The sequence below is a fragment of the Arsenicibacter sp. R0_47 genome, from assembly GCF_057652235.1.
On record NZ_JBYFCJ010000016.1, the window covers coordinates 98,572 to 112,835 of the forward strand.

Below are 14,264 nucleotides of genomic sequence, written 5' to 3' on the forward strand. Positions count from 1 at the left end.
TATGCAAGCCTTTCATGTGCGTAAAATCTCTCACTACGAAAACCGCGATGAGTACACAAACAATTCATACGTCGCAGTTGACTGGCCGAAAATCTTTGAACATGCTGGCCAAATCTATACGGTCGAGCTGTATGGTGTATCGAAGAATTTTCCGCAAAACGTTTCCCCAACCAGTATCTGGCTTTTGATCTCTGCCGGTAAAGGCCAAAGTCTACTATACTTTGTTCAAATGACCGAACCCACATGGACTTACCTCGAAATATTCTTGAGCAAGGTTTCCTACCAGGCTGGGGAAGAGCTACCCCGGGAAATTACTTCCACCTTCACCCAGCAGGAGCGGTATAGGCTCCAAGAAGCCTTTCTTAGCCTATGCACCTATCAAGCGGTAGAGGTGAACGACTGGAAAGGAGGAGGTATTGAGGAGTTCTGGAATCGAAAGGATGCACTTGGAGTATCACGAGCCGTAGCGGAGTCCGATGCCGCAGAACGAGAACTGTACGGCGGGTTGACATGGCAGGAACAGCACGATAATCTCTAACCCTTAAACCACACTAATCCCAATGCAACCGAAAATTGACTCCTATTCTCTTTTTATCTTTACCGAAACAATACCAAATGATTGTTCAACACATTACCGCACTTAGTCAAGATAGTCAGGACCGGGATACATCGACCATTCTCCCCGTCACGGAACGCCATTTCCGGCCTTTTTCCCGGCTGGGATTGGGCCAGCATTCCCTTGTCATCGAAAAAACACCGTTCACCTGCCGGGTGACCCTTGCCCCGGAAGGTGCCATATTCGATCTGTTTCTTCAGGACACCGATTCTCTGCTGTTCATGAATGTTTGCTGTTTCAGCCCTGAAAACAAAGCGGCATTAATGGGCATGGTCACCAGTTTCTGTGCCCAGCTTCCTACCCTCAGCAAATCGTCCCTTGTACAGCCAACGCGTGATGCCTGGCTATATACCCTGCCTATCGCCCCGTTTCTGGCCTCTCCGGCTCAACTCATGACCGCCGGAGAGACCGAATTTTATATTTGGAATGCCCTGCGGAAGGCGATGGAGAAATCATCATAGACGGTTTAGTGAAATGCCTGCTGAGATTGTGGATCAGGTCCAAAGAAAAAACCGCTGTTCCATCCCTTCAGAGCGATTGGAACAGCAGTTTTTTCTTTCTATAAGTAGATAAATTAATTAAAAAAATTTGGCAATAAATTTTCAAAAGAAAACCCAGATTTAAAGGGTATTTCTTCGAGTGATTTTTCTAAAAAAAAGCGAATTTATCATGTACTATTTTCTGTCATCTATTCAATTCATTTGAGATAAATTTTAGCGGAGGCAGAGGGAATCGAACCCCCAACTCACATGACGCGAGCGACAGTTTTCAAGACTGCTCCTTCGTCCATTCAGACTACCTCCAGATTTCTTATTCCATATCAAAAAAAGTGGGACTGGGTGGACTCGAACCACCGGAGCAAAAAGCACTGGATTTACAGTCCAGCCCGCTACCATCTACGGTCTACAATCTCATTGGTGGAACCGGCGCGGATCGAACGCGCGACGCCTGGCTCTTCAGACCAGCGCTCTACCTAACTGAGCTACAGTTCCTTATCAATCACTTTCATTCTACTTAGAGTCCCGCCCGAGAGTCGAACTCGGCAGTACTTGTTTTGCAGACAAGCCCCAAACCGCATGAGCTGCGGGACAAAAACTACACGACAAAAAAAAGGGCCTCACCGAAAAATCCGGGAGGCCCTTTGTGCGTCAGAAATATCATTTATGATACAAACGCTCCTCCCCCATCATCGTAGAACGACGAATAAAAAAAGAAGGAACAATATGTATGCTGCGCTTTCATGAATAAAACTGCTGTTATTTCAGTGAGGCAAAATTCTACTTTATTTTTCTCAGTTCAAAATATTTTCCGGTTTTTTTCTATTTTTTTTCGGCACCTATTTGCAAACCTATTTCAGCTTCAATTTCCCGAGTCCGACTGTCGATCCGTGAGAGTACATCTTCTATTTCGATGACCGTTGAAAAGCCAGTATATTCAGGCTAAAGCTGACGCGCTTCCAGATAAAAATAATGGAAAACCGACGAGCGGGTAAACACTTCATGAGCCGGAATGCCACTGGCTTCTAAACATTGGATGGCCGCTTCCAGATTGTAACGAATGTTATGGAGGTAATCCCCCGTTACGGTCCGCCTGCCTGCTTTGCCAGGCGTTCGATCATAAACTCAAATCGCAGATCAGTCACCGCTTCAATACTGTTCCTGGCCGGAATCAAATTATCCCGACTGAAAACCCCGAATGTACTACTCTGATTGCCGAAATCGTTCCCATTCGTAGCGCCCAAGCAAGGGCAGTCCCCAAAAAAAAGGAGGCGGGGGGGGCAAGTCACTGTTTTGAGTTTTTTGAAACTTTATTATTTGCCCTCCAAAATGCTCAAAAACAGGCTATTTTCTGATTTGATGACACCAATCATCGGCTGTCCGAACGTTGCTCAGAAGCCACAAAAATGCCCTCTATAACCTTATACACTCTTGCCACATAACGCCTGCTATCAACGGAGCCAGATTTTTCAATGGAGAGGACCTATGCTCCTGGTCAATTAGCCTTTATGTGTTTATTCCTCTTTTTCCTTACCTGTAGCTGTGTGTTTTTCCCTCTTTTTCTTTACCTGTAGCTGTGTGTTTTTCCCGCTTTTACCTTACCTGTAGCTGTGTATTTTTCCTCTTTTACCTTACCTGTAGCTGTATGTTTTTCCTTTCCTCTTTTACCTTACCTGTAGCTGTGTGTTTATTCCGCTTTTTCCTTACCTGTAGCTGTGTGTTTTTCCCGCTTTTACCTTATCTGTAGCTGTGTGTTTTTTCCTCTTTTTCCTTACCTGTAGCTGTGTGTTTTTTCCGCTTTTTCCTTACCTGTAGCTGTGTGTTTTTCCCTCTTTTTTCACAGAGAAATGGTAAGAAATTGACGAATCAAAAGGGTAGAAAAAGGATAGGTTTTGGTTTTAACTTCTTGATTTACAGTTGAGTATATAGTATTTTAGTAGATGAGAATAGACAGCGTAATTACAGGTATCAATACACATTATGCAGCATAAGGAAGCATCCGATGAAGAGTTAATTGACGAAATGGCGCGACTTTCGGGCTTCACCGAAAGGCGGCAGGAAGGGGCCAGAACGGGCGTTACCAAAGTCTATACGGGCGACCATGAACTACGTCGTGCTTACGAATTACTCGGGCTGGGCAAGCCGGAAATGGCCATGATCCACATGGAGAGCGTTATTGAGACCTGGATGCCGTGGCTCAATTCGTTCAGCCGGGCGGACCTGCTTACCAATGATCCCCCCAAGCTGTTGACCTACCTCCCGTTACTGCGGGAAATCGCGCAACGGGGAGTCCGTTACCGGGATCAGACCCTACAGGAAAACCAGGAGCGATTCGGCAGGAGCTGGATGTTTTCGGCGGAAGAACTGGCCGATCCCAAGGCGTTCTACCCTTACCTGATGATGGACATTGAAGATGCCCTTAGCAAACGCCTGTTCAAGCTGTACCAGTACAAGGCGGGGGGCGATTCACTCAACCCGGAAGTTCCCTACCGGATTTATCCCACCGTTGGCATCAGCCATTCGCTGGAAGCCTGGTTTGGTTTTCTGGATAGGCAGTCGAACTGGTTAGCCCAACGGGAAGAGGTCATTGTCTCCCTGTTTATCAAACTTGATCCGGTCAGCACTCATTATGCGAGCTTTGTCATCAGTATTCACTACAAGGGAACGATCTGGATGGCGACCGATCAGTTGAAGTTTTACAATCCTCAGAACCGGGCCACGTCCCGAAACCCGCAGCGCAACAAGGAAAGCCACTATGAACATATCGGTCTGCCGTATGAGTGGGTCGAACAGCTTCCCCAGTTGAAACAGGAGTTCGGCGGCATTCTGCGCAATAATGCCACCGAACAGATTGTCCGGTCGGCAGCTGAAATCAAGGCCCGGGTCGGTGAGGTGGACCAGAATCGGGAGGATACCCTGTTGGAAATTGGCCGACAGACGCTTGGAGAAAAGAATCTCCCCTTCACTCATGCCCGGCTGACCTATCCCGAGCGGCTGATCAACACGTCCAGGGCTGAATACGTCTTTCAGCGGGACGGCATGACCGTTGGCTGGGCCGTCTATGATGACGATTCCATCGTCGTCTCCCTGATCTATTTTCCGGACATTCTCCCGGTTCCGGTTACCCGCATGAGTGTTGGTGAACGGCTTTACCTGATGATGCTGGCTGAGCGCTTACTGGAAGAGATCATGTACCAGCCCCCCTCCCATCGACTCATGCTGGCTACCCGGTATCTGGATCAAAAACTGCTGGAGGGTGCCAATTTTGACCCGATGGCCAATACGGCGACGGGCGAAAATGAGGGCGAGTTCACGGGCTGGAAAAAGGTGCATCAACACCGGGCGAGTGAAATTATTGAGTCCGTGAACGGGGAATCGACCGCGTTGGTCCCCAAAAACTACGGAATGGTCAGACAGGCCTCCCAATACGATGCCAACTGGCTGGCCACACCCGAGGCTTTGGATACGCTGATGAAATGGACCGTATTAAATGACGAAGCCAAGGTCATCAAGGAAAACCTTAAAACGCTCCAGGAGCGATGCGACGAAGACACCGCCACACTGAAAGTCATGCTCACGGGACAGTTGGACAGACTGGTTACGCTGGCCCTAACCGAGCCACCGGAAATGATTATTGAGGAGGCTTACGGGCACCAGACGTTTACTGACAAGCCCGAGCCGACGAGTGTCAACTGGATTATGTGGACTCCGGAATCGAAGCTGCATACCCGGCCCGGTCAGCAACCGCTGCACAGCGGACGATATTCCTGGACGGCCTTTGCCATCGGATACCATCAACCCCGTGTCCGGTACGGGACGACACCAAAAGCTGTTTGCGGGGTCTGCAATGTGCATAAGCTGGATACAAAGCCTAAACTGATTTTTGATGTCAAGCATTACCGGCAACTCATGTTGCTACTGGGGATCACCGACCGGATGCAGCTACCGGCCTATTTCCGCAACTATATGTCGCATCAGTTTTTGCCCTACAAGGGCAACTCGATTCTTAACAATGTGCATCCGTATGCGTTGCTCAACGATCCTTGTTCCGAAAAGCATCCCAATGGAATGACGGTACAGGTGTTCTTGTGTAAAACGTGTCTGAACCGGATTGCCCAGCGAGTCGAAGAAACGCCCAGCCAACCTCACTAATACTAATGCGTCAAACCCTTTCGCCCCAAGCCCGGGCCATGCTCCTGCAACTCATCCGGGCCGACAAGGAAATGACGGCCCTCCGCTATGCCGGTGACGCTGCCGGCCTGGATCGGTTTCTGTCGGCCATGCAGTATCTGGAAGCAACGCTAACCCCCCAGGCCGGTACGCGTAAAAGGCGGATCAGCCGTCGTATTGCCGCTGAACTCCGGGCCTGGGCAATGGCCACAGCGACTATCAGTCACCGGTCCGATGATCCCTTCAGGGAGGCAATGGCCTTTATCGACGGGTTGTGGTGTCGGCTCTATACGGCTAACGAACTCCTCCGGTATCGGGATCGACCCACCCGACAAACGAAAAAATCAAGCGGGAGATAAAAGGGGCGGCAATGCCTGAACACACTGGTTTAACGGGGACAATTGTGGTATCTTTAGGATAGGTTCATCATTCACCAATGCCTTGTCAGGGCGTAATCTGGCATCCTTTTCATGGGCTATTTAGCAGCACCCAAGACCGAACCCAGAGCCGTTGACGTGTACGTAGCGACCTTGCATACACTGGGTCGAACCGTGTCATTTAACCAGACCGCCGAAGACCGTGCCGATCAGCAAACCATTGAAGGGTTGTTACTGACGATGATTCGCCGGAATGGCTACACAGCGGATTATAAGCCGGGGACCGGATTTATGATTTCTCCGAACAAAACCGACGGCCAATGATCCCCCGACTAAGACAGTGGGCCTTGACCCGGCTGGGGTTCTGGCTCTTTCACGCCAACCGCTATCCCGGTCAGGGTAAAGCGAAGGAGTTGTTTTACGACCTCAAAGAAACGTTGCTGAATCGCTACGGTGTGGCGGACGGCCATGACGTTCAGATATTGCCGGCCAAGATATGCTACACCTGTAAAGGCACGGGGGTTGACCAGAATAATGACTACGAGGAGGAGAATGAAGACTGTCCCGAATGCTGCGGAACGGGTATCTACCTACCCCGGGCTTACGTTATTCTGGTCCGGTTCCGCTTAGGTCGGTTTGTGTTTCACCGTCCCGAGGGCCGCTACCGGGAAGAACAGATTCCCCAGCCGTTCAAATCCCTGTTGCAGGCCCAAACACCCATCATGGGTATTTTAAAAAAGCAGAAGACACGTTTTTCCCACGAAGCCCGGCTCTGGTTATTTCTGCTGTTCAGGCGAGATCATTTCGGGCTGATCGTGGCCGAAATTCACGGCTGGGGGACCCGCCCCAACGGGCTATTGGCAACCCCTGTCTTTGTGTACAAGCGGATAAGATGGACCTGCCTGCGACTGTACCATTTTTTGTTGAACCGGGTTATTTATCGCAGCAGCTCCCCCACTTTTTACGTGCCACCCCTTTTCCAGATTAATCCGCTACGATGGCGTTGGCTAAAAGACATTCTCGTTAAACCGAAACCCCTGATCGTGGAGGAGCCAACCGATGATCTCCCCTTCTGATCCTTTTTCCCAACGATGACCTTTTCTCAATTAAAAAACGATATTCTGGCCCGGGCGGAAGCAAACCGCCGGTTCACCAGCGGGGTCGATACCGAGGGCTTTTTGTATCTGAGCCAATTGGAGGAAATCTGCCGGGAGGTCCTACTACCCCACCCTGCTACTGAAGCCGAACCAGCCATTATTGAGCGGATACTGACGGAGGCCCGGGAAGGCCGCTACTTTGAATCCGGCGTCGATAGGGTCGGTTTTGTGTACATCAACCAGCTCCGGGAGATTCTGGATGAGGTCATCGGGGTATCTTAACCCCACCTTGTTACCCGGCGGGAATACCGCGTTTTTTTAGCGCATATTTTACATTAAACAATTAATAGAACACACTCAGTCGCCCCCGGCGACTGAGTGTGTTTCTCAGGTCTTCGCCCTGAGAAACGATAGCGGCAATTACCGTTAGGCCTACGGCCCACCAGCTCCGCTGGTGCCTGACGGCATGGCTTTATTGGGCGCTGCCCTCCTGGCGTCAGCCAGCCGCCCCCTGCCTCCGGCAGGTCCCTGCGGGTATGTCTTGATAGGGCCGCTCCGCCCTCCCCGCTTGGCGGTGAGGCACCTCCGGTGCCACCACGGGGGGGCTTTGCCGGCCCGGGCGAGGTGGTTGTGTTTTCCCACCCCAGCCTTCCGGGAACCTCCCCAATCACCGATTCCCCTTAACCCCCGATTCCTGCTCAACCCTCTCCTTTCTCAACCACAGCGGAGGACCGTCTGGGACTTACCCATTCCGTAGTCATCCAGTGTCCTAAGCCCTTGTTGACTCAACGGGTATACCGACCCTTCCTTAACCTGGACATCACCATTCCGTAGGACTTAACTTCAACCACTTATCCGGGTTTAGAATAGCCATAACGTATCGTTGAGGGATAGACTTATCCTTTCCTTTTCACAGGTACTTATCCGATAATCTCATTTCACTTCCTTATCCTGGAAAGCAATCATTTACTGAACCATTGATTTTACTGAACCTGGAATGATCCGTTTAGACCTTCAACGTTCTTTTCAGACTGACTTAACTTCACTTCACTACACTTATCCGTACTTCACTTATCCGTTCAACTTTTTGATGACTTATCCTGGAAGGTATGACTTATCCTTTTCTGTACATCTTCTTGACTTACCTTCTTCTTGACTTAGCTTTACATCACTTCCTTATCCTGAAAAAAGATCATGTACTGAAGGGGTTTCTTTACTTAACCTGGAATCATCCGCTTCTCTTCAGAATGACTTAACCGATCCGATCTTTGCCTTTTGTTGCCTTTTCTTAACAAAGTAATACCGGCCATCCCTTCGGCGATCTGATCAGAAATGCCAGCGAATCGTTCACTTACCCTCTACTTTACACTCATTATCATGGACTTAACCGGATTTGGAGGAAATTTAACCGAGCAGTTCTTTTTTAGGAGTGTTTGGTTTTGATAACAAATGTTCGTTCATTTGCTCAAAATTGTTGTTATTTCTTAACTTAACCATGCTGACACATCAACGAGTCCTCCAGTTCATCAAACACAACCCGGCGTTAACGATTGGTACACTTGAAAAAGAGGCAGGCTTATCCAAGAATACCCTGACCCAGGCCGTGGCCGGTTCCCGAACGCTGAACGCAACCCACCTGCTCAAGCTCACACCGATCCTCAACAAGTATGGGTATAACGAGGGCCTCTACAACAAAGCCCGGGTAACAGCGGTCGTCAATCACAAAGGGGGCGTAGGAAAAACAACTACGACGGCCTGCCTGGGTGCCGCCCTTGCCCGGCAAAACTTCCGGGTCCTGCTGATTGACCTTGACCCGCAAAGTAACCTGAGCCAGATCCTGGGCATCGAGGAACCCGAAACGAGTGTTGCTGATACGATTCTGTCGAACGATCCCCTACCCGTTCTTCGGATCGTGGATAATCTGGACCTGGTTCCGTCCAGTCTCGAACTGGCGGACAAGGAAATGGACCTGAATAACGCACCGGCAGGAGACCTTCGGTTACGGCGAAAATTAAGCCCGCTGCTCTCCGAATATGACTATGTGCTGATCGACTGCCCCCCTTCCCTGGGTAAACTCACCCTGTCGGCCCTGTTTGCTGCCAATGGGGTACTCATCCCGCTTCAACCCGAAATTTCGGCGGTAAAGGGACTCAATACCTTGCTGAACCGCTATCACATGATTCGCAATACCGAAAATGAGACACTGACGATTGATGGGATTGTGTTTACGATGGTGAAAAAGAATACGGTGCATGATGCCATGAAAAACGTCATTCACACGACGATGGGAATGCTCCATATCTACAACACGGAAATCAGGGAACTCATCGACTACCAGAAGTCACAGATCACCCAGCAGTCGATTTTCGACTTTTCGCCCCATTCACCTGCTGCCAAAAACTACGAGGATTTCTGCAATGAATACATCGCCTATCTTCAAATCGTGAAATAGCCAATGGCCAAGAAACCTAATTTGTTTGCCCTGGCTACGAGCCAGCTAAAAAGCGCCAATACGACGTTTCTGACAACGGAGGAACAGAAGGCCCAGTTGATCGAGCTGGATGAACTGCGAAGCTGGATACCGTCCCCGACCGAGGAAGAAGTTAAACAGTTGGAAACAAACCTGGTCGTCAATGGATGCCGGGATGCGCTCATCGTCTGGGAAACGACGCATGGCGTTATCTACCCCGACACCCAAACCCCGGATCAACCGGCCTATGTGCTGGTTGATGGTCATAACCGACACCGGATCTGCAAGAAGAAAGGTATCGACTTCCGCATACAGCTTATGAGCTTCTCAGACCTCAAGGCGGTAAAGGATTTCATGATTGATTTGCAGCTTGGACGGCGCAACTTAACCCCTCAGCAAATTCAGTACTTCAGAGGGCTACGGTATCTAAACGAAAGAGGGCGACAAGGAGGAGATCGTAATCAGCCCCCCGAAGGCCCTCCCCCTGTGAATACCGCCCAAAAATTAGCCCATGAGTATAGAGTAGGAGAAGCGACCATCAAACGGGATGCTGAATTTGCGGAAGGACTGCAACAAATGACTCCTCCGCTTCAGCAAGCGGTTCTAACGGGAAAGGTCAAAGTTTCTAAAAAGCAGGTTCAACAACTGGCTAAAACAAAGCCAGCAACGCCTATTGAACGCCTGGAAGACCTGGAGACGTTGGTCGTTTCTCCTGCATCACTCCCGGAAACGGCAATTCCAGAGGCCCCTGTCTCACAACAAGGGGAGGAACTTAAGGAAATTCCTGATCGCCCATTGACCCAGAATGAGCTAATGAACATAGATACTGCGCTCCTCCATTCATTCCGGCAGCAATTGGAACACCTACTGAAGCAACTTGATGAGGAAAAACCGCTGTCTAAAGAGTCTTTGAACAAACTGTCCCTTGTTATCGACCGATTAAAGGGCGAATGACTGAGGCATCTCATCGTAAAGGGGGGGCAAAAGATCATTATGATCTTTTGCCCCCCCTTTAATCTGTTTATTTCAAACCCATTTAAACCCGTTCGGGTCGTTGACGGGCAGGCACAAAAAGCGGATGCCGGGGAAGTCCCATCTTGGTTTTGCCCAGACAATGCCCTTCATTAAACATGGCTGCAACAGCGGCACCACGGCTCATAAATTCACCATCAACACCCCAGGCAAACACGACCAAACCTGACCTTCCGGGTTCATTCTGGGTGAAGGGTTTTGTACTGCAAAGAATCTGCTGATTATAATGCTGCAATATCTGATCGTTATCCGGGCCAACGGCATCCCCGCCACCCCGGGCGAAGGCCTTCATCACACCAGGATCAGTAGCCCGGTAGGCAAACAGATTAAGCATAATCATGCCTGGATACCCCCACTCCCGGGCGAACCGACGACAGCGCCGAATCGTTGGATCATCCTGACTGGCGTCCGCTGTCGATGGATTCAGGCCAATAAACACAACGGCCCGGTGGGCATCAGCCTGGTGAGAGCCTTCCCAAAACCGCCATAAGGCATACCGATACAGTCCGCAGGAGGAAAGTACAGCACCGCCCAGTGGACCGGCTGTATCTTCTACGGGATCGAAGAGGCTTAACTGACTCTGGTTGGGGGCAATGAGTTTCCTTGCATTCATATTTTGTCGGCTTGCCGGGAACGGCGTTGACCAGTCCGGTAATTGACGAAAAATACACCATTTTTTTTAATATAAATCAAACTATTTATTTACCTTTGGGTGTTATACCTTTGAGACAGTTCAATACCTGTTTATTGGGATCGTATCATCCATTACACATTATCAAAAGCCTTTTTTACTATGTTAAAACGATTTCTTTTAGTTTGCTTTATCCTCTGCCTGGGAGGAGCAACAATGGCACAGACAGCCGCCCCCAGCGAACCCCTGAAGGAGGCCCGGATGGCCGCAGATGTGGAGAATATCGAGTACCTGAAACTAAAAGCCGCTCTGGCTAAGTTTGACCCACAGGGAGAACAGGTGCTCAATAAAGCCTACATGACGAATCTGAAAGCGATTCCTTCTTCCAAGAATCCGATGGATCTGGCCAATCAGATTACGGCCCGGATGCGGACCTTTAACGAAACGACAAAGGAACTGGTAATCCTGGCACAGACCGTTGTCAGCAAAAACAAAACCGGCATCACCAAGCCAACTTCAGTAACCGAACTGGCTTACAGCAAGCTGATGAATGATATTGCCGCCGGGACTTTTAATCTGGGCGATCCCAAGCAAAGTAAAAAGGTGATCGAACAGATTTCCAAACTAAAGAGTGCCAAGAGTTAGATACCGTGTCGGCTCAGACCGGCGCGAACGATTTTTTCAGTACAGACAGCAAAAAGGAACACGGGCGGGGCATCAGCTACCCGCCCTTTTTTTGTGCCCGTTCAGGAATCAGATGAAAAGTGGCCAACCCCCCGGGGTTGGAAATAGGGGCTATTCGTTCAATAGCTGTGGGTGCGGGGCCTTGCAGCCCCCGCCGGGGGATTCAATAGGGAGTATAAAGGTTTGTATTACAGTGTGTTAGTTTTTTATTGTTGCCCGATTGGTGTATCTTTATTACAGTTTAAAAGGCCAGAAAAGCCAGAAAGTGAGGTAGATTATGTTTGGTATATTCGAGAAAAAAGCCCCCGTTCGCGTAGCCTCGGTCGTTCCTGCCGGAGCGTTGGCGATTGATCTTGACCCTCGGTATATTCGGGAGTCACAGCCAGAGATTGACTTTGGATTTATTACCCATCAGGGCGTTTGGGTTGAAGTATGCGGTTGCCGCAGTTTTATTCCATTCAACCAGATTTTTGATGTGTTTGTGTCCGAAGGAGGTGGCTTTCAAATGTTGCACTTCAATACACCCGATGAACCCTACGCGATTGCGGCAGTACGGAACATCCAGGCGGTGTACCGGGCTATTCATAGCCGGATTGACTGGCAATGGGCGATACAGTATCAAAACTACCTGTCCCGTCTGGCCGGTGATGACCATGAATTCTATTAATAGATCAGTGAAGAGTACGGCCCCGATCCAACGGCAGGGCGTGTGGATACCCGACCCCTGCCGATTTTCAAAATGCCTATCAAGGGGAGTCAATGGGCCAAATCAAAAGGGCTATGCAGGGTTCTTTTTTTTCAGGCAGGAAACGCGAATAAGCCGGAAACGTAAACATCCGGCTTATTTGATTTCGATTCATAAGGGCCTGTTTTGATAAGGCTACCAGCCAACAACGTCAAAATCAGTGGCCGGGTTGACTCGTCGTTGGTACTCGACCCGATCCCGGATCAGTTGCAGCACTTCCCGCCCGTAGCGTATACCTATCAGCACCATCCGGGGGTTCGTCCGGTCAGAGCTTACCAGGATAATATTACTTAAACCGAAGATACGGAGGTGAAACGGCTCTACGAGCGTGTAATCACGAACCCTGTACAATTCAAGTTGATCCGTCACTCTGGAAAAAACACCCCGGCCATACATCAGCCGCTCTGATGATACCTCGTATTCAGTTAACATGAGTGCCGTTAGCTGATAAATAGAAACCAGGGCAACCACCCCGTATAACCCATTGATGTAGCCATCCCATTTCCGGATCGACAGGAATAGGTCAGGATAGTCAAAATACGTGAGTCGCAGCAGGTAATTCCAGGCTTTAAATATGCCCAGCAGCAGCAGCCCACCTCTGATGACGATAGGTAGTCCTACGATCAGAGCAGGACTACCCCGCCAGAGGGTTCCGTCATTACTGGCGACGAATGAAATCAATGGCTTTCCCATCACACATGAATTTTTAATCCAAAATAAAGCAAATTGTTTATTTGTGTAGAACTGTAACCGGCATTTTCACGCCTTGGTTGGTTTTTATGAGCGAAAGGCTGTCCGGGACGATTACCTGACCCAGGGAGGAAAGCAGAAGATGCCAAAACGAACGGATCGAATCAACTGGGCAATAAAATATTGATAGTCAATGTATTACTATTGCAGAGGGAGCATAGAACCACTATCTTTATGAGGTAATCGAGACACAAACATCGGCCCGGGATGCCGTCAAGTCCCACCCCTACAATCATGGAAACGACAGAAACCTATCGCACTGCCCCTACTGCAACCCCAGTCAAAGAGTATGTAACAGAGAACCTGGACGCCTTGAACCTGAAGGGGTTCGTTGGGAAAGCCTCTTCAATTAAACTGGTCGAACCAGCAGGGAAAACGCCCTTTGTAACGTTCGATTTTTGTGCGATTGGTTTTCACCAGCCAACGGAAGTGAACCCTGAGGGTAAGCAGTGGTTTACAGCGACGACGGAAAACTATGATTTGTTAGTCGTTCTCTATGAAGGCCGTAAACTGGAGTTATTTGGAGTAGGAAACCGGAAGACCCAGACAAGCACGGGTAAAATTTATTACAACCTGCGTTCATTTAAAGTTACTTTTAGATAGACTAACAAGATTGTTATCTAAACTATATGAAATTTATTTCTGAAGCCGTATTTGTTGAGGGAGATCTGGATTCGATTAAAGATCCCGTTGTTGCAGAGGCTATTCATTTTGCTGAAAAGATTTATGAACAGCAACGCGAAACGTTGAGAAAGCGCCCCGTTATTGAAGGAGTTCCTGCTCCTACAAAAGAAGAGATCGAGAAAGAGTACAACTCATTTGACCTGTTCCAGATGGAAGAAACGCCGGTCAGCCGGTTCAGGGAAGCCGTTGAACGTGAATTAGCCCGTACTGGTTATTCGCAGGATAAAGGTGTACCAGGGATCAGTATACATACTGTTGTATCAACTGAAGATGTCGGTCCGTCGTCTTATTCAATCAATAAGGCGACTATTTCGGTAACGTTTTCGCAGGAACGGCTACAGGAGTTCCGGAAATGGCTAGTCGATTGCAATAACAACTTAGCTCTTTACCATTTAGACAAACAAATTCAATAACACCAGCCGATCAGCGTTTACCGCAGTATTTCAATAATGGAAAACCTATACACCATAACCTACCTGCCGTCATTGGCCACATATGCTTCAGTGCAGGC

General features: G+C 49.2%; 15 protein-coding genes and 3 tRNA genes. 13 read left to right on the forward strand and 5 right to left on the reverse strand.

Features of this window, described 5'->3' with window-relative positions:
* Position 1 precedes the first annotated feature (1 nt).
* Together AC23NW_RS22765 and AC23NW_RS22770 are read left to right on the forward strand one after the other, a co-directional pair.
* A complete protein-coding gene (locus AC23NW_RS22765; RefSeq protein WP_487452289.1) occupies positions 2-538 on the forward strand; it encodes a hypothetical protein in 537 nt (178 codons plus the stop codon).
* A gap of 77 nt (positions 539-615) precedes the next feature.
* Positions 616-1,077, forward strand: coding sequence for a hypothetical protein (locus AC23NW_RS22770; RefSeq protein ID WP_487452291.1), 462 nt, complete (start codon positions 616-618; stop codon positions 1,075-1,077).
* Between the two features lie 256 nt (positions 1,078-1,333).
* On the opposite strand, the gene AC23NW_RS22775 is transcribed toward AC23NW_RS22770, so the two are convergent.
* The 3 genes from AC23NW_RS22775 to AC23NW_RS22785 all read right to left on the reverse strand — a co-directional run bounded on the left by AC23NW_RS22775 (position 1,334) and on the right by AC23NW_RS22785 (position 1,608).
* Positions 1,334-1,419 (reverse strand) — tRNA-Ser (locus AC23NW_RS22775).
* A 27-nt stretch (positions 1,420-1,446) separates the two neighbouring features.
* Positions 1,447-1,529: transfer RNA gene (locus AC23NW_RS22780), tRNA-Tyr, on the reverse strand.
* Between the two features lie 2 nt (positions 1,530-1,531).
* Positions 1,532-1,608, reverse strand: a tRNA-Phe gene (locus AC23NW_RS22785).
* Positions 1,609-3,093: 1,485 nt separating this feature from the next.
* Between AC23NW_RS22785 and AC23NW_RS22790 the strand changes: the two genes are divergently transcribed.
* The 7 genes from AC23NW_RS22790 to AC23NW_RS22820 all read left to right on the forward strand — a co-directional run bounded on the left by AC23NW_RS22790 (position 3,094) and on the right by AC23NW_RS22820 (position 10,181).
* Positions 3,094-5,265 carry a hypothetical protein gene (locus AC23NW_RS22790; RefSeq protein WP_487452292.1) on the forward strand — a complete coding sequence of 724 codons (2,172 nt, stop codon included), beginning with the start codon at positions 3,094-3,096 and terminating at the stop codon, positions 5,263-5,265.
* A gap of 5 nt (positions 5,266-5,270) precedes the next feature.
* Entirely contained in the window at positions 5,271-5,642 is a 372-nt protein-coding gene (locus AC23NW_RS22795) for a hypothetical protein (RefSeq protein ID WP_487452293.1), read from the forward strand.
* 111 nt (positions 5,643-5,753) lie between these two features.
* Positions 5,754-5,984, forward strand: coding sequence for a hypothetical protein (locus AC23NW_RS22800; RefSeq protein WP_487452295.1), 231 nt, complete (start codon positions 5,754-5,756; stop codon positions 5,982-5,984).
* Positions 5,981-6,736: a hypothetical protein gene (locus AC23NW_RS22805; RefSeq protein ID WP_487452297.1), complete on the forward strand. Its 756-nt coding sequence runs from the start codon at positions 5,981-5,983 to the stop codon at positions 6,734-6,736. The genes AC23NW_RS22800 and AC23NW_RS22805 overlap by 4 nt, the downstream gene beginning before the upstream one ends.
* A gap of 15 nt (positions 6,737-6,751) precedes the next feature.
* Complete coding sequence (locus AC23NW_RS22810; RefSeq protein ID WP_487452299.1) at positions 6,752-7,039, forward strand: hypothetical protein; 288 nt, start codon at positions 6,752-6,754, stop codon at positions 7,037-7,039.
* A 1,213-nt stretch (positions 7,040-8,252) separates the two neighbouring features.
* On the forward strand, positions 8,253-9,209 hold the full coding sequence (locus AC23NW_RS22815; RefSeq protein WP_487452300.1) for an AAA family ATPase: 957 nt from the start codon (positions 8,253-8,255) through the stop codon (positions 9,207-9,209).
* Positions 9,210-9,212: 3 nt separating this feature from the next.
* The gene (locus tag AC23NW_RS22820; RefSeq protein ID WP_487452302.1) at positions 9,213-10,181 is read left to right on the forward strand and encodes a hypothetical protein; all 969 of its coding nucleotides are present in this window, start codon (positions 9,213-9,215) and stop codon (positions 10,179-10,181) included.
* Between the two features lie 82 nt (positions 10,182-10,263).
* On the opposite strand, the gene AC23NW_RS22825 is transcribed toward AC23NW_RS22820, so the two are convergent.
* Positions 10,264-10,872: a DUF1643 domain-containing protein gene (locus AC23NW_RS22825; protein ID WP_487452303.1), complete on the reverse strand. Its 609-nt coding sequence runs from the start codon at positions 10,870-10,872 to the stop codon at positions 10,264-10,266.
* A gap of 180 nt (positions 10,873-11,052) precedes the next feature.
* Between AC23NW_RS22825 and AC23NW_RS22830 the strand changes: the two genes are divergently transcribed.
* The gene (locus AC23NW_RS22830; RefSeq protein ID WP_487452305.1) at positions 11,053-11,535 is read left to right on the forward strand and encodes a hypothetical protein; all 483 of its coding nucleotides are present in this window, start codon (positions 11,053-11,055) and stop codon (positions 11,533-11,535) included.
* A 316-nt stretch (positions 11,536-11,851) separates the two neighbouring features.
* Entirely contained in the window at positions 11,852-12,241 is a 390-nt protein-coding gene (locus AC23NW_RS22835; RefSeq protein ID WP_487452306.1) for a hypothetical protein, read from the forward strand.
* A 213-nt stretch (positions 12,242-12,454) separates the two neighbouring features.
* On the opposite strand, the gene AC23NW_RS22840 is transcribed toward AC23NW_RS22835, so the two are convergent.
* Positions 12,455-13,012 carry a PH domain-containing protein gene (locus tag AC23NW_RS22840; protein WP_487452307.1) on the reverse strand — a complete coding sequence of 186 codons (558 nt, stop codon included), beginning with the start codon at positions 13,010-13,012 and terminating at the stop codon, positions 12,455-12,457.
* 291 nt (positions 13,013-13,303) lie between these two features.
* Here AC23NW_RS22840 and AC23NW_RS22845 point away from each other — a divergent pair, with 291 nt between their 5' ends.
* Complete coding sequence (locus tag AC23NW_RS22845; protein WP_487452309.1) at positions 13,304-13,672, forward strand: hypothetical protein; 369 nt, start codon at positions 13,304-13,306, stop codon at positions 13,670-13,672.
* A 26-nt stretch (positions 13,673-13,698) separates the two neighbouring features.
* Positions 13,699-14,166: a hypothetical protein gene (locus AC23NW_RS22850; protein WP_487452311.1), complete on the forward strand. Its 468-nt coding sequence runs from the start codon at positions 13,699-13,701 to the stop codon at positions 14,164-14,166.
* Positions 14,167-14,264 lie beyond the last annotated feature (98 nt).